21 protein-coding genes, 2 tRNA genes and 1 pseudogene are annotated in these 20,126 nt (G+C 33.2%); 14 read left to right on the top strand and 10 right to left on the bottom strand.

Translation table 11 applies throughout. From position 1 onward, the window contains the following. Window positions 1-15: 15 nt before the first annotated feature. From clpX to FNE73_RS07325, 5 genes are all read left to right on the top strand, one after another. Window positions 16-1,203 (top strand): ATP-dependent Clp protease ATP-binding subunit ClpX, encoded by a 1,188-nt coding sequence (gene clpX / locus FNE73_RS07345; protein ID WP_143884089.1) that lies wholly within the window; start codon window positions 16-18, stop codon window positions 1,201-1,203. Window positions 1,204-1,273: 70 nt separating this feature from the next. Further along, a complete protein-coding gene (locus FNE73_RS07340) occupies window positions 1,274-3,295 on the top strand; it encodes a T9SS type A sorting domain-containing protein (RefSeq protein ID WP_143884088.1) in 2,022 nt (673 codons plus the stop codon). 7 nt (window positions 3,296-3,302) lie between these two features. Beyond that, on the top strand, window positions 3,303-3,518 hold the full coding sequence (locus tag FNE73_RS07335; protein ID WP_143884087.1) for a signal peptidase: 216 nt from the start codon (window positions 3,303-3,305) through the stop codon (window positions 3,516-3,518). Between the two features lie 60 nt (window positions 3,519-3,578). Then, the gene (locus tag FNE73_RS07330) at window positions 3,579-4,865 is read left to right on the top strand and encodes a TlpA family protein disulfide reductase (protein ID WP_143884086.1); all 1,287 of its coding nucleotides are present in this window, start codon (window positions 3,579-3,581) and stop codon (window positions 4,863-4,865) included. A 44-nt stretch (window positions 4,866-4,909) separates the two neighbouring features. Further along, window positions 4,910-4,983 (top strand) — tRNA-Met (locus FNE73_RS07325). 161 nt (window positions 4,984-5,144) lie between these two features. Here the strand turns inward: FNE73_RS07325 and FNE73_RS07320 are convergent. Further along, window positions 5,145-5,402, bottom strand: a complete 258-nt coding sequence (locus tag FNE73_RS07320) for a hypothetical protein (protein WP_143884085.1) — start codon at window positions 5,400-5,402, stop codon at window positions 5,145-5,147. 17 nt (window positions 5,403-5,419) lie between these two features. Between FNE73_RS07320 and FNE73_RS07315 the strand changes: the two genes are divergently transcribed. From FNE73_RS07315 to FNE73_RS07300, 6 genes and pseudogenes are all read left to right on the top strand, one after another. After that, window positions 5,420-5,710 carry a hypothetical protein gene (locus FNE73_RS07315; protein ID WP_143884084.1) on the top strand — a complete coding sequence of 97 codons (291 nt, stop codon included), beginning with the start codon at window positions 5,420-5,422 and terminating at the stop codon, window positions 5,708-5,710. Between the two features lie 22 nt (window positions 5,711-5,732). Continuing rightward, window positions 5,733-6,125, top strand: coding sequence for a methyltransferase domain-containing protein (locus FNE73_RS07310; RefSeq protein ID WP_185147313.1), 393 nt, complete (start codon window positions 5,733-5,735; stop codon window positions 6,123-6,125). A gap of 7 nt (window positions 6,126-6,132) precedes the next feature. Further along, complete coding sequence (locus FNE73_RS16960) at window positions 6,133-6,264, top strand: hypothetical protein (RefSeq protein ID WP_262711335.1); 132 nt, start codon at window positions 6,133-6,135, stop codon at window positions 6,262-6,264. 60 nt (window positions 6,265-6,324) lie between these two features. Beyond that, window positions 6,325-6,752: pseudogene (locus tag FNE73_RS17020) on the top strand (acyl-CoA dehydrogenase family protein); the annotation flags it as partial. Continuing rightward, window positions 6,738-7,271 carry an acyl-CoA dehydrogenase family protein gene (locus FNE73_RS17015; RefSeq protein ID WP_394366296.1) on the top strand — a complete coding sequence of 178 codons (534 nt, stop codon included), beginning with the start codon at window positions 6,738-6,740 and terminating at the stop codon, window positions 7,269-7,271. The pseudogene FNE73_RS17020 and the gene FNE73_RS17015, both read left to right, overlap by 15 nt. Before the next feature lie 5 nt (window positions 7,272-7,276). After that, the gene (locus FNE73_RS07300) at window positions 7,277-7,699 is read left to right on the top strand and encodes a GNAT family N-acetyltransferase (RefSeq protein ID WP_143884081.1); all 423 of its coding nucleotides are present in this window, start codon (window positions 7,277-7,279) and stop codon (window positions 7,697-7,699) included. A gap of 413 nt (window positions 7,700-8,112) precedes the next feature. Here the strand turns inward: FNE73_RS07300 and FNE73_RS07295 are convergent. The 8 genes from FNE73_RS07295 to FNE73_RS07260 all read right to left on the bottom strand — a co-directional run bounded on the left by FNE73_RS07295 (window position 8,113) and on the right by FNE73_RS07260 (window position 15,421). Continuing rightward, window positions 8,113-8,186 (bottom strand) — tRNA-Arg (locus FNE73_RS07295). A gap of 440 nt (window positions 8,187-8,626) precedes the next feature. Then, the gene (locus FNE73_RS07290; protein ID WP_143884080.1) at window positions 8,627-9,457 is read right to left on the bottom strand and encodes an RteC domain-containing protein; all 831 of its coding nucleotides are present in this window, start codon (window positions 9,455-9,457) and stop codon (window positions 8,627-8,629) included. Between the two features lie 161 nt (window positions 9,458-9,618). Continuing rightward, window positions 9,619-9,840 (bottom strand): heavy-metal-associated domain-containing protein, encoded by a 222-nt coding sequence (locus FNE73_RS07285; protein WP_038330965.1) that lies wholly within the window; start codon window positions 9,838-9,840, stop codon window positions 9,619-9,621. Window positions 9,841-9,945: 105 nt separating this feature from the next. Further along, the gene (locus FNE73_RS07280; RefSeq protein WP_228429945.1) at window positions 9,946-10,803 is read right to left on the bottom strand and encodes a heavy metal-binding domain-containing protein; all 858 of its coding nucleotides are present in this window, start codon (window positions 10,801-10,803) and stop codon (window positions 9,946-9,948) included. 119 nt (window positions 10,804-10,922) lie between these two features. Then, complete coding sequence (locus FNE73_RS07275; RefSeq protein WP_143884079.1) at window positions 10,923-12,119, bottom strand: MFS transporter; 1,197 nt, start codon at window positions 12,117-12,119, stop codon at window positions 10,923-10,925. A 165-nt stretch (window positions 12,120-12,284) separates the two neighbouring features. After that, window positions 12,285-14,645 carry a multicopper oxidase domain-containing protein gene (locus tag FNE73_RS07270; RefSeq protein ID WP_143884237.1) on the bottom strand — a complete coding sequence of 787 codons (2,361 nt, stop codon included), beginning with the start codon at window positions 14,643-14,645 and terminating at the stop codon, window positions 12,285-12,287. 70 nt (window positions 14,646-14,715) lie between these two features. Beyond that, window positions 14,716-15,159, bottom strand: a complete 444-nt coding sequence (locus FNE73_RS07265; RefSeq protein ID WP_143884078.1) for a DUF3347 domain-containing protein — start codon at window positions 15,157-15,159, stop codon at window positions 14,716-14,718. A gap of 40 nt (window positions 15,160-15,199) precedes the next feature. Then, the gene (locus tag FNE73_RS07260) at window positions 15,200-15,421 is read right to left on the bottom strand and encodes a heavy-metal-associated domain-containing protein (RefSeq protein WP_038330956.1); all 222 of its coding nucleotides are present in this window, start codon (window positions 15,419-15,421) and stop codon (window positions 15,200-15,202) included. Window positions 15,422-15,778: 357 nt separating this feature from the next. Between FNE73_RS07260 and hppD the strand changes: the two genes are divergently transcribed. The 3 genes from hppD to FNE73_RS07245 all read left to right on the top strand — a co-directional run bounded on the left by hppD (window position 15,779) and on the right by FNE73_RS07245 (window position 18,385). Continuing rightward, window positions 15,779-16,939, top strand: a complete 1,161-nt coding sequence (hppD, locus tag FNE73_RS07255) for a 4-hydroxyphenylpyruvate dioxygenase (RefSeq protein WP_143884077.1) — start codon at window positions 15,779-15,781, stop codon at window positions 16,937-16,939. Between the two features lie 103 nt (window positions 16,940-17,042). Continuing rightward, complete coding sequence (locus FNE73_RS07250) at window positions 17,043-17,870, top strand: AraC family transcriptional regulator (RefSeq protein ID WP_143884076.1); 828 nt, start codon at window positions 17,043-17,045, stop codon at window positions 17,868-17,870. Window positions 17,871-17,974: 104 nt separating this feature from the next. Beyond that, window positions 17,975-18,385 (top strand): OsmC family peroxiredoxin, encoded by a 411-nt coding sequence (locus FNE73_RS07245; protein WP_038330952.1) that lies wholly within the window; start codon window positions 17,975-17,977, stop codon window positions 18,383-18,385. A gap of 249 nt (window positions 18,386-18,634) precedes the next feature. Here FNE73_RS07245 and lpdA read toward each other — a convergent pair whose 3' ends face one another. Next, entirely contained in the window at window positions 18,635-20,047 is a 1,413-nt protein-coding gene (gene lpdA, locus FNE73_RS07240; RefSeq protein WP_143884075.1) for a dihydrolipoyl dehydrogenase, read from the bottom strand. Window positions 20,048-20,126 lie beyond the last annotated feature (79 nt).

The raw sequence follows: 20,126 nt of genomic DNA, 5'->3' as shown, positions 1-20,126 counted from the left end.
TAACATATTATAAAAATGAATCCAAACCAATGTTCTTTCTGTGGTAAAAAAAGAAATGAGGTGCAAATGCTTATTTCAGGACAGAACGGCTTTATTTGCGAAAACTGTATAGAACAGGCGCATGCTATTGTGAAAGATAATGTTTCCACGGGAGGTTATTCTCCGGCTGAAAGTATTGATGAGCTTAAAAAGCCAAAAGAAATAAAAGAATTTCTTGATTTGTATGTGATAGGACAGGATCAGGCAAAAAAGCAGCTCGCAATTGCGGTCTATAATCATTATAAGAGACTGCTTCATGCAAAAGAGGAAAACAGAGAAGTGGAACTGGAAAAGTCCAATATTATTATGATTGGAGAAACAGGAACGGGTAAGACGCTTTTGGCAAAAACTATTGCAAGAGAGCTGAATGTGCCGTTCTGTATCGTAGATGCTACCATTCTTACTGAGGCAGGATATGTGGGTGAAGATGTAGAAAGTATACTTTCCAGACTTTTGATGGTTGCAGATTATGATGTAGAGAAAGCTGAAAAAGGAATTGTATTTATTGATGAAATTGATAAAATTGCCAGAAAATCAGACAATCCGAGTATTACAAGAGATGTTTCTGGGGAAGGTGTGCAACAGGGTTTACTAAAGCTCTTGGAGGGAAGTATTGTCAATGTCCCGCCGCAGGGAGGAAGAAAGCATCCTGATCAGAAATATATTCAGGTTAATACTCAGAATATTTTATTTATTGCAGGTGGTGCTTTTGACGGCATCAAAGAAATTATCGAAAGAAGAATGAATAAGCAGGCGATTGGTTTCAGTGCAGAAAAAATAAACAAGATTGATGAAGATGAGTATGTGTTAAGAAATCTTAATGCAGTTGATTTGCGTTCGTTTGGTTTGATTCCTGAGTTGCTCGGAAGATTCCCGATCATCACATATTTGGAAAAACTCACAAAAGAAACGATGATCAGGATTATGAAGGAACCAAAAAATTCTATTGTAAATCAATTTGTAGAATTATTTAAAATGGACGAAACAAAACTGGTATTCACTGATGAGGCAATAGAAACCATTGTAGAAGAAACAATAGAAAAAGGTCTTGGAGCAAGAGGCTTGAGAGGAACTACAGAGAAGGTTTTAGAAGACTATATGTTTACTGTAGGTGAACAGGATGAAATTGTATTAAATAAAGATAATATTCTGATTAATAAATAAATTTGGTTTTTTATTTAAAAAAAATCATATCTTTGCAGGGAATATTGTATAACACAAAAAAATAGATACAATGAGAAAAAATTTATTAACTATTGGTCTTTTAGCAGTTAGTTTATCTGTTCAGGCGCAGACAGTACTATTGCACGTTGATAATACAGCAAATATGTATGTAAGCAACGGTACCTTGGTTTACAATGGCGGAGGTCTGCAAACCAAAGGTAGTGGAAAGATAGAACTTTATGGTAACATGATGGTTCAGGGTAATGGTAGTTCCGATGTTTTAAAAACTATTACCAATGATCCAACTCCTATTGATAAAGTAAACGGAGGTAATATTGTAATCAAGATTAACAATCCTGCAAGTCCTGTAACCTCTCCTTATGGTCAGCTTTTTATAAGAGGTTTTGCTCAGTCTGCAATTACCGGTATTGTTGATAAAGAATATGCGGCAACTAAGCATGGCGCTTATCAACAAATGGGTATTCCTTTTATGGAAAAAAGTTTCGAGTCTTTAAGTACTGATTTTGGGAACGGAACGAGCATGTTTAATTCTACAAGATGGAGCGGAAGAGAAGTTTTAAAATGGAGCAATCAAAATTTAAGATGGGATGGTTCTATTATTCCTACAGCTCCTATAACGAGCGCTAGTCAGCCAGGTATTGCAATTAATATTTCATCTGCAAACTCAACAAACCTTACAGACAGAACAGCATACTATACTATGGGTACCGCTCTGATGGACCCCACTTTACTCCGTACACTTAGGGGAAAACCTTTTGCAGATGGTATAACAGGTGCTAACAGAGTTAGTCTGACTCCGCCTAGTACAGCGATTGCATTTGGAGCTGGTGGTATCAACAGAAATATTTATCAGGAAAGATATAATACTTATATTTTTGATGCATTTGATACTTCGCCTGCTTGGACTTCCACCTGGGGTAGAAATACTTATCAGTTTTCCAATCCTTTTCTTACCAATATAGATTTATCTTTGATTGGTTTTGATGAAACTACTACCGGTGCAGCTGTAGGTGATAACAATGCCCTGACAAATATTTATGGTATAGCTGTTGATCCTCAAAATGTTGTTTTTAATTCAACTTCAGGTACTACAGCAAATTATGCAGGTCTCCAAATGGTAAGCTTTGATCCTGTTTCGGGAAAACCTGCAGGTTCTTTTAATGCGCTTGTAATAAAGCCTTTAGGTACGTTTAAAATAAAACTTCGTGATGGTACATCTCAACAACTTGATTTTGATAATCTAAGAAGATTTAGCAGTACACCAAGAGCAGAAAATGTTTCCTATTCTGTAACTGCAGCAAAAAATAATAATACCGGAGTAATGAAACAACTGGGTGTTTTAGCGTTAGATGCCGCAGGAAATCAAATTGGTGAGACTTATTATGTGGTAGCACCACATTTCACAACAGGAAATATTCAAAATCCAAATATTGCATCAGTACAGGCAGTAACCAATACTAATGCTATCATTCAAACTTTTGAAGAAAGTGTAAATGGTGGAATAGATTCTAACTTTTCCTCTGCTTACAGATTATACATCAATGAGGCCAATGAAACAAACTATTTAGGTAAAAGAATTGATTTAAGTATTTTTGGATCTAATGTAGCATCGTTAAAGTTTGAGTTAAGAGATGATACACATCTTGTTCCTAATGGAACGCATTTGTTATCTAGTGGTAAAGGTTTCTATTATAATGTTGGAACGAGCGGTCAGCCGGTTCAGATTAATCAGGGAGATATTATTCCTGTTAATGGTTCTAATTTCGGTCTTTACTATGGAACGCCACAAACGAATGGCTCGTTGAACACGCAAGAAAATAATATTAAATCCAGAACGCTGGTGACTTATAATCCTGGCATTGAAAATTACATAGTTCGCTTTGATCCTGCATGGAAGTCTGCTTCAGTAGAAGTTTTTGATGCAAGTGGTAAGCTTGTTATTTCCCAAAAATCTGTTAAAGCTGATTCTGACTTTATAATAAAGCTTGACTCAACAGTTAAAGCTAATTATATCGTGAGAGTTGTAGGTAATGATTCTACAATTGTAACAGCTAAAATATTAATTAAATAACGAAACTATGAAATTATTATACAAGAAAGTATTACTCGCGTTATTAATCGTGGTTTATGGTTTAATTAATGCGCAATCCAACGGTCCTGGTGTTCCTTGTTTTCCTGGAGATCCATGCGACCCTCCAGCTACACCAATTGATATGTATCAAACTATTTTAGGAATTGTTGCAATTTTTATTATAGTTTACGCATTACTCAAAAATAAAGTTCAAAAAATATAAAATAATATTAAAATAAGGTAATGTCTCTGAATAATCAGAGACTTTTTTTATTTTTACAGTATGAAAAAAATCTTTTTATTATCAGGTTTTATTATGGCAGCTCTCGCCAAAGCACAGTTTTCTGTATATATTGAGTCACAGCAAAATTTTAATGAAACGGAGGCTATCTTATATACTTTAAACGGTTCTAAGGATATTGTGATTACAAAAGAGAAAGTCAAAAATAACTCATGGCTTTTTAAATATCCTAAAAAATATGTAGGAATGATGAAAGTTTATTTTCCGAACACCAATAATTCAGTCACATTTATTTCTGAGAATAAGGATGTAAATATAAAGATTGAAACGAAAGATACTAAGATTCAGAATATTCAATATAAAGATGAAGCCAACGAATTGATGAGCAATATACAGGAGTATTCTCAAAAAAAAGAACTCATACTGCCTGCTTTAGTTCAGATTAAAGAATATTATAAAGATAATACTGAGTTTGGGACAGCTTTGATCAAAGAAATGGAAAAGCTTTCCGGAACTAATACCGCTATAGATCAGGCAAAACATCCTTTTATACATTATTATAATACCAATTACAATAAATTTTTGTCTAATGATATGACAAAAAAAGTAAGTCAGGAAGAGATCATTAATTTTATAGACAAGTCGGGTGACATGCTTGAGTCTTCATCATTACTGCGGCCTGTTCTTGTATCTTATTTGAATGTTGGTGGGAATAATAATATTAACTCATCCGTAGATCAGATGATCAATAAACTGAATGTTGAAACTCCAAGAGGTCAGACGGTTTTATCTGAACTAATTGATATCTTTGATGCTTATGATATGACTGAGTATAAAAACAAGTATCTCAGTCTAGCTAAAAATTTGAAATGTACAATTAACGATCGTCTGGCTTCTACTATTAAATCTAATTCTGATACAGATCTGGGTGCTGTTTTTCCTAATTATACATTTCATTCACCTGTAAATACTAAATTAAAAACCATTGCAGATGTAAAAGCAGATAAAAAGGTAATTGTTTTTTGGTCATCTACCTGTTCTCATTGTGAAAATGAGCTGCCGCAGCTCCTTAAAGTTTATAAAGATTTACAGGCAAAAAAAGTAGAGATTATCGGTTTATCGTTAGATACAGATAAGAATTCTTATACATCAAAAATTGCTGCATTTCCATGGATCAATGATTCTGAATTAAGAGGTTGGAACAGTAGTGTTGCTGAAAAATATAATATTCATGCTACGCCTAGTTATTTTATTTTAGATGCTAACAATAAGATTATCAGTAAGCCCAATCATGTAGGAGATGTTTTGGAATATTTTAAGTTAAAATAATTTTGGAGAGTTGTAAATATTTTCTATATTTGCACCACCAAAACGGCGAGGTAGCTCAGTTGGTTAGAGCGCAGGATTCATAACCCTGAGGTCACGGGTTCAATTCCCGTCTTCGCTACAAATAACAAGCTGATTTTCAGTGATTTAACTCTCTTTTTCCAGAGAGTTTTTTTGTGCTTTAAACTTGGGTACAACATAGGTACAACATTTTGCGGTTTAAATGGTTTAAACTGGATTATTATGGTAAAAATTTTTACCTGATAAATTTTAGATAGTCTTTTATTTTTTTAGTACGACAGTTTGAGTTGTTACGACAGTAAAAGCTGTTTTACCTGTTTTGTTTAGCTCTGTCATTTTTGATTCAGGTATTTGTGAAATTAAATTGTTCCACTTCACAGACTTTAAATCATTTAGATTTATTTTGCCCGCTTCTAACCCTGTAATATCATAGCTTGTAAATGGGTTATCGGATTTTATTTTCTTTGGATAGCGTACTGATTTAGTTATTTGTTTTTTTGTATATATTTGGTATTCCATAATTTAAAAATTTTAAGATGAAAAATGTCGATTATAATTATTTCTTGCCTATTGATGTACTTAAAATATACATGAATAAAATTGTAATTTTACATTATAATGATGATGTCTACACATGTAGAATAAACGCAAGTAAGATTCCTTTTGAAGAAATTGACGAACTTTCTGAATTCGCACAATCAAATTTTATTGTGACTTTAGAAAGAGTGATTAATCTGACTAAGTTCAGGGACTCTAAATTTAAAACTGATTTTGAAGATATAGAAGTTCGCTTAGGTAGCATTGGAGATGTAAACCTTAAAGATTAAAAATAGTGTAATTTGGGTATTGTTGCCAAAATTTTTAGCCCACGGAACAGAAAATCAAAACTTAGAATATATTCAGTCAGATTTATTTGATCTGCCATCAAAACTTGATGCTAAATTCGATATTGTTTGTAGTTTTGGTCTTATAGAACATTTTGAAAATAAAAAAGAGCTAATGAAAATGCACCATACGTTCCTTAAAGAAAATGGTTATATTCTAATTTTAGTTCCGGAAGATACATATCTTACACTTGTTTATTACGAATTACATCCGGAACTTAATAGAGGATACAGAGAGTTATTATCTAAAAATGATTTAAAGAATATAATGACAGAAAACGGATATAATGTTTTGGAATTAGGCTCAAGTTCAGAATATGTGTATGATTTTGCAGGAATTCTGTGTCAATTAAAATAATAAAAGAATGATTAATATTACTGCTCAAGAGAATGTGATTGAAGATTTCAAAACATTTGTAAATGATTACATCAAACCCAAGGCAAAAGACATAGATATTAACCAAAGTATTGATAGAGAAATTATCAGGATGTTGTGAGAAAAAAAATATTTCGGAATTCGTTTTCCTGCTGAATATGGCGGATTGGGAGTAGATTGTATGATATTGGGGAGAATAACGGAAGAAGTGGGAAAAGTAGCTCTTCATTTCGAACACTTTTTACGGTACACTCTACATTGGTAGGAGAATCAATTTTGAGATTTGGGACAGAAGAACAAAAGAAATGTTGGCTTCCTTTAATAGCATCAGGCGAGAAAATTGCAGCTTTTGCACTATCAGAACCTAAAAATGGGAGTGATGCCAGAGGAATCATTTGTCAATATAGGAAAACTGAGAACGGATATGTTATTTCAGGAAATAAGAAGTGGATCTCTTTTGCAGGAATTGCTGACTTATTCCTTGTATTTGCAAAAAATGAAAATGAAGCTATTTCTGCATTTATTATAGAATCAAACAATCCAAAAATAAAAACTGAAGAAATTAAGAATTTGATGGGCAACAGAGGTTCCCATATGGCCTCAATATTTTTCAATGATGTTGAAATACCGTCAAATGCTTTATTGGGAAAAGAGGGTGCCGGGTTTGATTTCGTTGCAAATTATGCCTTGGATTGGGGTAGATATTCAAGTGCATGGGGAGGACTTGCTGTTGCACAAGCAGCATTAGAAGAAATGACAATATACTCGGATGAGAGATACCAATTTGGAGAAAAAATATCAGAACATCAATTAATTAAAGGAATGATAGCTGATGCGGCAGTAAAGTTAAATGCTGCAAGATTAATGTGTATAGAAGCTGCAAAATTGCGAATGGAAAAAGATGAAGACTATAGTATACAGGCAACACTTGCTAAATATTATACTTCTAAAATTGCTTGTGAGGTGGCATCAGACGCCATTCAGATTTTGGGAGCCCAAGGGTACTGTTCTGAATATCCTGTTGAAAGACTGTTCAGGGATGTAAAATCATTAGAAATTATTGAAGGAACAAGCCAGATTCAACAGTTAATTATTGGAAAACATATTATTAATTCGTATTTAAAATAAATTTTATGAAATTATTATTAGAAAATCAGGAGACTGAAAGACTTAAGTTTAGAAAACTAAAGAAGGAAGATTTTAATATTTGGAAAGAACTTTTCGAGGATGAAAACACGTCAAAATATTTAGGAATGGATTATTTAAACACAGCTGATGAACGATGTTCATATTGGTTTGAATTAACTTTCAATCGTTATGAAAAAGATTTAGGAGGGCAGAATATATTAATTGATAAAAAGACAAACAAAATAATTGGGCAGGCAGGATTGTTGGTAAGAGATATTGATGGACAGACAGAAATTGAAGTTGCGTATTCCATTCTCCCTCAACACAGAAAATTAGGTTACGCAATTGAAGCCGCATCAAAATGCAGAGATTTTGCTTTTGAAAAAAAGTTAATTGAACAACTATATTCAATTTATCCATGTAGATAATGAAGATTCAAAGAAAGTTGCATTGAGAATGGGAATGAATAAAATAAATACCAGTTTATATGGAAAAATGCAGGTCGATTTTTTCAAAATAAATAAACAAGACTGGCAAAAATAAAGTTTCTAGTTGTGGGTTGTTTCAGATTTAGTGATATTCAATTTTGAAAATTTAATTTATAAAAACGAGGGTAAGATAATCTTGTTATCGTTTATTGTTGTAGAAAAAACATATTGCAAATGATTGAAAAATCATAACAGGTGTTCCAAAGATTAGTGACACCAAAATTACTCTTCACGTAGTTTCCAAGAAACTAAAATAAACTGTTTGCAACTATTATTAGTCAAGGAAAACTTGCAAATTATGTGCAAATAAAAAGAGTTACAGATGGGAATTCTGTAACTCTTTGATAATCAAGTGAGCGCGAAAGGATTCGAACCTTTGACCGTCTGCTTAGAAGGCAGATGCTCTATCCAGCTGAGCTACGCACCCATTTGTAATTTTGAGAAAATTATCGAAAACTGTCGTCCTGTCGGGACAATTTTCGAACCATTTTGTTAATGATTTAAAACTGTTGTTGTCCGATATTGACTTTTAATATCATAGAAAATTCAAGTAAATGAACTTTATCTTTTTTTATTAACGGTGCAAAAATATGCATTTATAGTAATACAAAGCAACAATTTCGTTGCGAAAATTTCGAAATAATTTATAAAAAACTCTATGCCAATACTTTAATTAAAATTATAAGACAATTTTAAAGCATAAAAGATTAATTTAATCAGTATTTGCAAATAATATGAGTTCTATAAACGCTAAAAATGTTATTGGTAATAATTTAGTAAATTGTATTTACAGCATTTAATTTTTATATAACTATACATACATAACTTCATTTAGTGTATGAAATGTCACACATTTAAACTCTGTTTTCATTTTTCGTCCTGCTCATCCATTCTTTTGATAAGTGCATCGCGAAGACTATCGAGAAATTTGGTTCGATTTATCTTCCTTCCTTTTAATTCTAAATAAGAATGATAGAAGTCTCCTAAATCAATATTAAACATATTCTCAAATGTTTTTGCTATAACCTTAATATCAATATTACCATTTTCAATTGAACCATTGGAATGTAGAGAATAGATTAACTCAACCAAAGCTGTTTTACTACCAGTCCAATTTAAACTTAAATTTTTTGATATATGTTTTTTATTATTGCTATTCAATTGGTCTTCAAGATATACCTGTATTAAATCGTTGGCAATAATTTTAGCTACTTTATAATCGTGTGAGGTTGCAAATTTATGATCTGCTTCAAAATAATAAGTATCTAAGCTTAATTTTATATCATGATTTCCTCTGATAAAGTATTTTTTATCTAAATGGGTGCTATTAGTTCTGTAGTATTTATAAAATTCCAAATTAGCATCAAAAAAACGCTTGATCTTACTAAGCTCAAAATTGAGATATTGTTTAATAATTTTATCACCTCCTCTGGGCCGTTTTGTTTCAATTTTATATATAGAATTTAAATATATCAATTTTGAAACTAACTGAGGTTTAAGTTGTTTGAAAAAGAATATTTCTTCATCTTCATCTTTGAATCCTTTTTTCTTGACATATTCCTTTGCCGAATCAAGCCTTTGTAAAACTAATACAATAGCATTTTCATACAACTCTAACGAGTTATTGCTATGCTCGTAAGTCAGTTCAGTTATTCTATCATCCAATTCATTCATCAAAGAATGGCAATAATCTATCATTAAAACAAGGATTTTAAATTTAAAAACTGGCATAAAAAATAAAATGAGGTAATAATTGCAGGCATCCTACAATAAATTACCTCATTTTAAATTGCGATAGTATAATTATTTAAAAGAATACCATCCTTTATCACTCTCAGGATAAAATATAGAGTGATAAATTACTCTGCTAAAGGTTCTGCTTTAAATCCTTTTCTCTTAACGATAGCGATGATCTCATCTTCTGTAATTCCTTCTGATTTTACAGTTAAGATTTTATCATTATTAGCTGTATCTACATTCCATTCACAGATACCTTCCGCACTGTCAAAATCTGCTTTTACTTTCGATACACATCCTCCACAATTAAGGTTTGTCTTGAATTGAAATTCTTTATTTTCCATTTTTTAATTTATTTATAATGTATATTTATATTACAAAAGTCTGTATTTTCTTATTTTTTTTATTATGATATTCCTTGTTTGATTTACGATTTTTACTGATTTTTTTTAGTGTTTGTGATGATGATTATGACCTTCGCTCGTTTTGTTACCCTCAGCAACATGTACCGTAAAATCTACAGTGTGCACTTTATTACTAATCTTAAATTGCATCCACATTCTATATAAACCTGGTTTCTTGATTAGTGTTTCTGCATAAATCTGATAACTTTCATTAGACATTGGGTGAATATGCAAAAATTCTTTTTCAGCTTGGCTAATCATTACAATATGAGCTTTTGCTCCTAAATAGTTTTGCAATTCATCGTCATTGATCTTGTTGCCATCTTTTAGAATCTCAAATTGCAATGGCTGACTTGTATTTGTTTTCAAATCTGCTCCATTCAATATTCTAGCTGTGTAGCCATCTGATTCTGATTCAAATTTTGCATTTGTATCTAACTGTGCTATTTCTGTAGTATTTCCTACTACATTTAACGAATGTTTGTAAACATTCCCTTCCTCGTTCTCAGGCTTATAATCTACAAAAAATAAGTAGTCCCCAGCAGTTGGAAATATTTCATCAATAAGATAAGAACCGTCTTCTTGTTCAATGGGATGGATATGGTCAAACCAAGTTAGTTCTTCATTCACAACTAGAAGATGCATTTTCATTTCATGTACTTCTTCTAATGACACAACTTTATCTTCGTTCTTTACAATGATTTTAAACTGCGTCGATTTCCCTGCTTCAATAACTTCAGGTTCAGAAGATATAATCACATCAAAATGTTTTGCTGTTCCTTTATTTTCTGGAACTAAATTCATTCCACATTTTGAACATTTATCACCTTTATTCCCTTTGACTTCTGGGTGCATAGGGCAAATAAATATATTTTCGCTGCTGGATTGATGTTGTGTATTCATAATATTTTTAAGAAAAACGTTAATTATTTTGATATTATAACTTGATTCTTTTCTAATTACAAAGTTCCTTATTATTTCGTTTTTATTAGTTACGATTTTTTGGAAGATAATTGTGATTTTTACTGATTCTCGTGCGCGCTCTTATTTGTCATTATAATTTTAATTACCGCAATTAATGTAATAAGAAGCATTGGAATTAAAACAATATTAATGCCATTCCAGCCCCAATTATTAAATAAACTTCCTGCAAAAAAACTGGCAATACTGATTACTGCAAAAACCGTGAAGTCATGAAATGCTTGTGTTTTTTCTTTCTCTTCAGGTCTATATACTTTTGTTAATAATGCGGATCCACCAATAAACAAGAAGTTCCAACCTAAACCAACAATAAATAATGCTGATACGAAATGTGTAAAATCGGTACCAGAAAGAGCAATGAAAATATAGAGAAACAAAATCAACAATCCAGTTGTAATGATTTTATAAACTCCAAATTTCTGAATGAGGATGCCTGTAAAAAATGAAGGCAAAAACATACCTAACACATGCCATTGAATTACAGTTGCCGAATCATCAGAACTATGACCGAAACCATGCATTGCAATAGGCGTAACCGTCATAGACATTCCCATCACCGCAAATGCTGTAGCTGATGAAAGCACAGCTAAAACGGCATCTTTACTTTTGAAGATTTCTTTTAATGAACGACCTTTTTTTAAAGATTCATTATTTCGAGCTACCGGCTTTGCTTGAAATTTAAGTAACGAAACTACTCCAAATGCCAAGACACTTAAAAGTACAATAGAAAAAAAAGAATATGCATAAGGCACGCTTCCCAAATGCTGTGTAAATCTTGCCAAATTAGGTCCCGCAAATGCTGCAACGACACCTCCGGCAATCACAAAAGAAATGGCTTTACTCTTTGCATTATCCGGCACAGAATCTGCAGCCGCAAAACGATAATACTGTGAAAACCCTTGATAAGCGCCAATCAACATATTTCCAATAGCAAAAATCCAGAACGAATTCTGAACAATTCCATACCAAGAAACTAAGCCAGCAAGAACGCCTATCAATGTTCCAATCATAAAGGCTTTCCTTTGACCTAAATTTTTAATAATTATTGACGCTGGAATCATCATAGCTGCTGCGCCAACTGTAATCATCGCAACTGGAATGGTTGACATGTTTTTATCAGAAGCCATAACCATTCCTACAATTCCTGAAAGTGTAATGACTAATATCGATGCGGTCTGAAATAATGCTTGTGATAAAAACAAGAGATATACATTATTCCATTTTATTTTAGCTGTCATAATCTTAAAAATTTACAATACAAAATTGTCAAATTAGTTTAATCTTCTTGTTGTGATATTTCTTGTTTGATTTATGAGGTTTACTGATTATTCCGTACTTGTGTAAAATAAAAAACGGTTATGACGTAATGTAATAACCGTTTTTATTTCCATTTGTTGTTAATATTAATAATTAACTGACAAACCTACTCCAAAGCCCATATCGCTATCATAATGTGTTCTCACACCGATATGTCTTGTAAGGATATATCGCAAATCTGCCATATATTCCATATCCGTATTTACCATAAACCCTGCTCGCAATCTTTTGGAAAGAGGTATATCCTCTCGCATTAGCGAAACACGAAAAATACCATCGTGATATACCTCCGCTTGTACATTAACCAACATAGGTAAGGTATACATAACACCAAGACTAAATGCTCCTCGTTTATCTTTTTTATTTACTTGTCCAAAAAGATTTTTTTCATGCTCATCCATCCCCATTTTACGATAACGCCAGTCGAAACCAATAAAAGGCATCAACCATTGCATTTTTCCTATATAACGACCAAAATGAGTTTCCACTTCGTAACCGTGCATATCATTGTAACCTAATCTCCATTCTGTACCCAAACTATATCGAGCATTCATAAACATCATTTCACCGTCATTACCATTGGTCGCAAAATCATTCTGAGCCATAAAATGGATCATATTACTTTCACGCTGTAACATTTTATAGGCTTTATCCTTATTGGGTAGATAAGGGTTTTCATAATCACCCACAGCAAAAACTTTGTTCATACCTGCCATCATGTGATACAATATATGACAATGAAAAAACCAATCACCTTCTTCATTTGCGAGGAATTCAATGGTATCGGTTTCCATCGGCATAATGTCAATGATGTTTTTCATCGGAGCGTTTTCTCCTTTATCGTTTAGTAATCTAAAATCGAATCCGTGTAAGTGAATGGGATGTCGCATCATTGAATTATTATAGAGTGTAATGCGCAATACTTCTCCTTTCTTTACAGGTATTTTATCGCTCTCAGATAGTACTTTATCATCCATGCTCCATACATAACGGTTCATATTTCCAGTCAATGTAAACTTCAATTCTTTTACTGGTGCATTTTTGGGCAATTCAGTATTATTTGGGGATTTCAGCATGGCGTAATTAAGCGTAACAATCTCGCTTAATGCATTCGCATTATAGCGATTTGGATCTTCATCCATACCCATCTCACCATGGTTCATTTTACTATGATCGGTTTTTTCAGCACTTTGCTTCATGTTCATAGTTCCATGATCCATTTTGCTATGATCCATAGCTTCGTCCATTTTCTTTCCTTTCTTCTTTTCTGCACCTGTAATCTCTGGATACATTACTACATTCATATCCATTTGATTCCAACTCATATTCATACCCATATCATCAAGGTCGCCATTCATCTTCATCATATCATTCATCATCTTCATTCCTTCAAAATACTTGAGACGTGGCATTTCTCCCACCTTTTCTCTTTCTCCATTACCAATGAAATAACTGGTAGATTGCGTTCTATCTTCAGTAGTAGCCATAAATTCAAAGGCTTTGCCATCTTCAGGAATTGTAACGACTACATCATATGTTTCTGATACAGCAATAATTAATCGGTCTACATCTACAGGTTCTACATCGTTACCATCACTTGCTACTACAGTCATTTTTCCACCTGCATATCGCAACCAAAAGTAAGACGATGCACCACCATTAGAAATACGCAAACGTACTTTATCACCTGCTTTCAGAGGTTTGCCATCTATCGACTTCAAATCTGTCAAATGGTTTCCATTCATCAATACTTTATCATAATACACATCACTTACATCCATTGCCATCATACGTTTCCATTCATTTTTCAATTTCGTTTTGAAATTGCCGCTTCTAATGGCTTCTGCATAACTTTGAGTAGCTCCTTTTTGTATAGCAAACCAGTCGCTTGCATTATGTAACATGCGATGAACGTTTTCTGGCTTTAGATTTGTCCATTCGCTTAACATTATTGGTACTTCTGGCAAATCGTCAATCCCTTTTCTAAATGTTTTATCATCAGCTTTCTTATGCATGATAAAGCTCCCATACATACCAATCTGCTCTTGCAATCCTGAATGAGAATGATACCAATGCGTTCCCGTTTGAATAATAGGGAAACGATACGTAAAGGTTTCACCAGGTTCAATGGGCATTTGCGTTAAAAAAGGAACGCCATCTTCTTTATTGGGCAGAAATAATCCGTGCCAATGCAATGAGGTACTTTCTTTAAGTTGATTATGTAACACTATTTCTGCCGTATCGCCTTCAGTAAATTCAAGTGTTGGCATTGGTATTTGCCCATTTACAGCGATTGCTCTTTTTTCTTTGCCTGCATAGTTTACGATGGTATCTTTTACATACAAATCGTAACGTACTACTTTTTGGGCTATACCGACCTGTGATATGAAGAGCGCTAACAGAGTTAGCAGCAACAACTTTTTGTGAAGAAATTTTTTATTATTCATTTTAAAAATCGCATTGGTTATACAAAGATTAAAAGGCATTGTTCACTGAGCAATGCCTTAAAGGTTTTTATTATTTAGTTTCTGCAACTTTACCACAAGTAAGCATTGATGAACCATAATAAGGATTTTTAATATCTTTCTCTTTGCTCAACCAATATGCTTTTTTCATAGGACAATACTGATAATAAACAGGTTGACTTACTTTATCGGACGACTTTACCAGTTTCCACATTATAGTAGAAACATCGTTAAAAGCTGCTCTTTGCTTTTCAATATTGTTTCCAGCCTTGTTTAATTTTTCTGTAGCTTTTAACAGATCGGTTTTCTGTGAAAAATTATCTTCACCTTTTACTGCATCGTTGAAAACCGAAATTGCGGTGCTCGCTGCTTTGCTATCACTACTTACTAAAGCGTTTTTTACACTGATGTAACTGTTTAACAGATTGCTTGTGTTTTGTGCAAAAGCAGAAAATCCAAACAACATTACGGTTATTGCTATTATTAACTTTTTCATTTTTTATCTCTTTTTTATGATTAATGAATTGCTTATTATATTATTGTGAAATAGGTTCGGCTTTAAACCCTTTTTTCTTAATAATTGTAACGATTTCGTCTTCGCTAATTCCTTCTGATTTTACCGTAAGGATTTTATCACTATTTGCAGTATCTACATTCCATTCGCTGATACCATTAGCGCTATCTAAATCACCCTGTACTTTAGCAACACAGTTACCACAGTTAAGGTTTGTCTTGAATTGAAGGTTTTTGCTTTCCATTGTTTTGAACTTTTTAATTGTATTTCTTGAGTACAAAGTTCATAAGATAACAGGTAATATTGGTTGTGATATTCTTTGTTTGATTTATGACATTTACTGATTATTTACCAAAAATAGTTCCACTTGTAATATTTCTGGTTTGTTTTATGACTTTTACTGATTATAATGTTTGTTATAAATAAGTGAAATACATTTACCAAAGAATAACACTAACTAATTATAAAATGTCTATCAAAACCTTTCTTTCGGTTTTGCATCGTGCTATGTTATAGCTGGGATACAAGTTCTAAATACAACTACACTTCATCCAGTGTACACAAATCATGTATCAAAATCATATTATAAAAATAAAAAACAATGACAAATAAATTAAAAAGCGTTGAATACGGTTTAGAAAAAATATTTGAAGGAGCACAAGACTTTCTTCCACTATTAGGAACTGATTATGTAGAATTTTATGTAGGTAATGCTCTTCAGGCAGCGCATTATTACAAAACGGCTTATGGATTCCAATCTGAAGCTTATGCAGGATTAGAGACCGGAGTAAAAGACAAGGTATCCTATGTGGTAAAACAAGACAAGATCCGTATTGTATTGACCACTGCACTTAACTCTTCTTCTCCAATCGGGGAACACGTGAAAAAACATGGAGACGGAATAAAAGTAGTTGCTTTATGGGTGGAGGATGCCAAAAGTGCATTTGAAGAAACTACCAAACGTGGAGCTAAGCCATTTATGGAGCCTACCGTTACTAAAGATGAAAATGGAGAAGCAATACAAGCGGGTGTTTTTGTATATGGTGAAACGGTTTTTATGTTTACAGAACGTAAAAATTACAAAGGAATCTTTTTACCTGGATTTACGAAATGGGAATCAGACTATAATCCGGAACCTGTTGGTCTGAAATTTATTGATCATATGGTTGGAAATGTAGGATGGAACGAAATGGATACATGGGTAAAATGGTTTGAAGATGTAATGGGATTTGTTAATTTCTTATCTTTTGACGATAAACAGGTTTCTACTGAATATTCTGCCCTGATGTCAAAGGTTATGGCAAATGGTAATGGAAGAATTAAGTTCCCTATCAACGAGCCAGCTGAAGGTAAAAAGCGTTCTCAAATAGAAGAGTACTTGGATTTTTATGAAGACGCCGGAGTACAGCATTTAGCTTTGGCTACCGATGATATTATTAAAACGGTAGAAGAAATGAAAAAAAGAGGTGTCGAGTTCCTGTCCGTTCCGCCACAGGCATATTATGATGCCATCCCTGATCGCATCAAAGCTCATGCCGAAAATTTCAAAGAAGATTTAAATGAATTGCAAAAACTGGGAATTCTGATAGATGCTGACGAAGAAGGTTATTTGTTACAAATATTTACAAAACCTATTCAGGATAGACCTACATTCTTTTTCGAAATTATTCAAAGAATGGGAGCTAGAGGTTTTGGTGCTGGAAACTTCAAAGCTCTTTTTGAATCAATTGAAAGAGAACAGGAACGCAGAGGTACCTTGTAATGTATAATGTGTAATTTTAGTTTAATATATACAAAGCCCTAAAAAAAATAGGGCTTTGTTATTGGGACAAAGGTTGGAACAAATATTCATAGATAGAGAAAAAATGGATGCCGGATTAAATAAAAGACAATCGATAGGATATCTGGATTTTGATAATAAATCTGAAAATAAGATAAATAGCAATACGCTGCTGGAAGACCACTATAAAATCATTTATATGGAGAAAAACGGTAGCATTACCGTAGATTTCGTAGAGTACAGCTTTACAGAAAACGCCTTGCTTTTCTTCAGTATTGGTCAGCATTTTCAAATATCCAAGGAATCTAGAGGAAATCTAATTTATTTCAATCCTGATTTTTATTGCATAGCTTTCCATGATAAAGAGCTTGCCTGTGACGGGCTCCTTTTTGATAATGTATTCGAGCAACCTTATCTAAATTTGTCGACGAATCTGGACATCCTTTTCCTAAAACTAATATCTTCTGTAAAAAAAGAGATTAATAAAAAAGATTTTTGGGCTGAAGAAATGATAAAAACATACATCAAGCAAATAATCATTTCAGCAACCAGGACTTTGATAAAATCAAATAATGACAGTCAAATCGTTTCATATGATAAGGAGTTAGCCAGAAAATTCAGCCAATTGGTAGAGCTTCATTATCGAAAGAACCATAATGTCTCTGACTATGCAAATATGCTGAACATCACACCTAAAAACCTCAATAAAAAAATTGTATCTGAAAAACAGGTAGCACCAAGCATCATTATTAAGCAAAGAATTATTCTTCAGGCTAAAAGGTTACTTGCCAATACAACCTTAAGCATTAAAGAAATTGCTGATTATCTCGGGTATGAAGACTACTCCTATTTTGTGCGATTTTTCAAATCTCAAACGGGTCTGCCACCTCTTTCTTTCCGAAACGCTATTTAAAGTGTTCGTTAAAGGAAAAAAGTCCTATTAAGAATGAAGTATATGCATTGATGACACGTTTTTTAGATAGTAATTTTGTCAAGTAATTTAAAACAAATTTAAAAATGAAAGCAAAAGTAACAGCTAAGTGGCAAGGTAATTTTAAAAATGGAAGCGGTAATTTCGATGCAGCACATTCAGCCATTGGAAGCAGTGTTTTTAAACACAATAAATCTGAAGGAGAAAATACCGCTACAAATCCAGAAGAATTGATGGCCGCAGCACACGCTGCATGTTATACAATGACGTTAAACTATATACTTACAAGCAAAGGGATTGAGGCAGAATCTTTAGAAACATCTTGTACAATAACAGCAACCAGCTTCGATATTACGAACTCTGATTTGGTGCTAAATGCAAAAATATCAGGTTTAAATGAAGAAGAATTTTTAAACTATGCAGAACAAGCAAAAGCTATGTGTCCGGTAGGAAAAGCTTATAAATTAGAAGTTTCACTAGTAGCCACTCTAAATTAAGACTAATTTCGTTTATTCTTATTAAAAAAGTCACGTTTTATATTCCGTGACTTTTTTAATAATTGAATTAATAGATAGAAGAAAGGCAGATGAAAATATCTGCCTTCTTAAAAATTACCAAATCTGGATTTTAGATCTGTATCAACAATCCGAGAAGTGAAGACAGTAACAGTACACACTTCCAACAGTTTAGTCTGTTTTTCATAATCAATCAATTTAAAGATAAATTTAAAAGTATTTTGTATTTATTTATAGATGTATTGCCTCACCTAAGGCATCTTCAATAGCATCTTTTATGGCTTCACTCATAGTTGGATGTGGAAAGATAGTATCCAATTGCTCGTGCCATGTTGTTTCCAATTTACGCGCAGTTGTGGTTTGAGCTATCAACTCCGTTACATTATAGCCAATCATATGCGTTCCAATCCATTCTCCATACTTGGCATCAAAAATCACTTTTACAAAACCATCAGTAGCACCTACTGCACTCGCTTTACCACTTGCCATCAATGGAAATTTACCTACTTTAATATCCATTCCCGCCTCACGTGCCTGCTTTTCGGTTAGACCAACCGAAGCAATTTCAGGTCCGGTGTAGGTACATGCTGGCATATTTCCGTAATCTAAAGGCGTTGGTTGATGGTCGTATTTACTTTCTTTAAAAGCTATAGCTTCGGCACAAATTACAGCTTCTTTCATCGCTTTGTGAGCCAACGCAGGACCAGGAATAATATCGCCGATTGCATATATATTATCTATATTGGTTTTACACCCTTCATCTACCAGCACTTTTCCACGCTCTGTTTTAATCCCTAACTCTTCAATACCAATATTTTCAAGATTTGTTACAATGCCTACAGCACTTAACAGTATATCCGCTTCCAATACCTGTTCGCCACTACCATCCGTCTTTTTAATTGTAGCTTTTACTCCTGTAGCTGAAACATCTGCTTTTTCTACAGAAGCATTGGTAATTATTTCAATTCCTTTTTTCTTAAATGCTTTTTCCAATTCTTTCGAAATATCTTCATCTTCCACAGGAACAATACGAGGCAAGTATTCCACAACAGTCACTTTAGTACCTATACTGTTATAGAAATAGGCAAATTCTACACCTATGGCTCCACTTCCCACAATGATAATGGATTTGGGTTGTTCAGGTAATACCATTGCCTCACGATAGCCAATGATTTTTTTGCCATCTATTGGAAGATTTGGCAATTCTCTAGCTCGTGCACCTGTAGCAAGAACGATGTATTTTGCCTGATAAGTTGCTGTTTTTCCATCTGATCCTTTAACAGTTATTTCATTTTTGGAGATAACTTTACCAACACCGCTAATGACATCAATTTTATTCTTTCTCATCAGAAACTGAACGCCTTTACTCATTTTGTCAGCAACACCGCGGCTTCGTTTTATAATGGCAGCAAAATCTGCAGAATACCCATCTACCTTTGCTCCATAGTTTTCTGCATGAGCAAGATATTCAAATACTTCTGCAGATTTCATTAAAGCCTTTGCAGGAATACAGCCCCAGTTTAAGCAAATTCCTCCTAGGCTTTCCCTTTCTACAATGGCTGTTTTAAGCCCCAATTGTGAAGCTCTAATAGCTGCTACATAGCCTCCTGGACCACTTCCTAAAATAATTACATCATATGTCATAGCATTACTTTTTACGGTTAAACTTTATTAAATCTTTCTTTAAAGCTATTCAAAATAACGTTTACGGTTATTGTACGAT

It is taken from the genome of Chryseobacterium binzhouense (assembly GCF_007474545.1).
GTDB classification, from domain to species: Bacteria; Bacteroidota; Bacteroidia; order Flavobacteriales; family Weeksellaceae; genus Chryseobacterium; species Chryseobacterium binzhouense.
The sequence above is the reverse complement of the archived record's forward strand: the minus strand, read 5'-3'. Positions and strand labels throughout refer to the sequence as shown.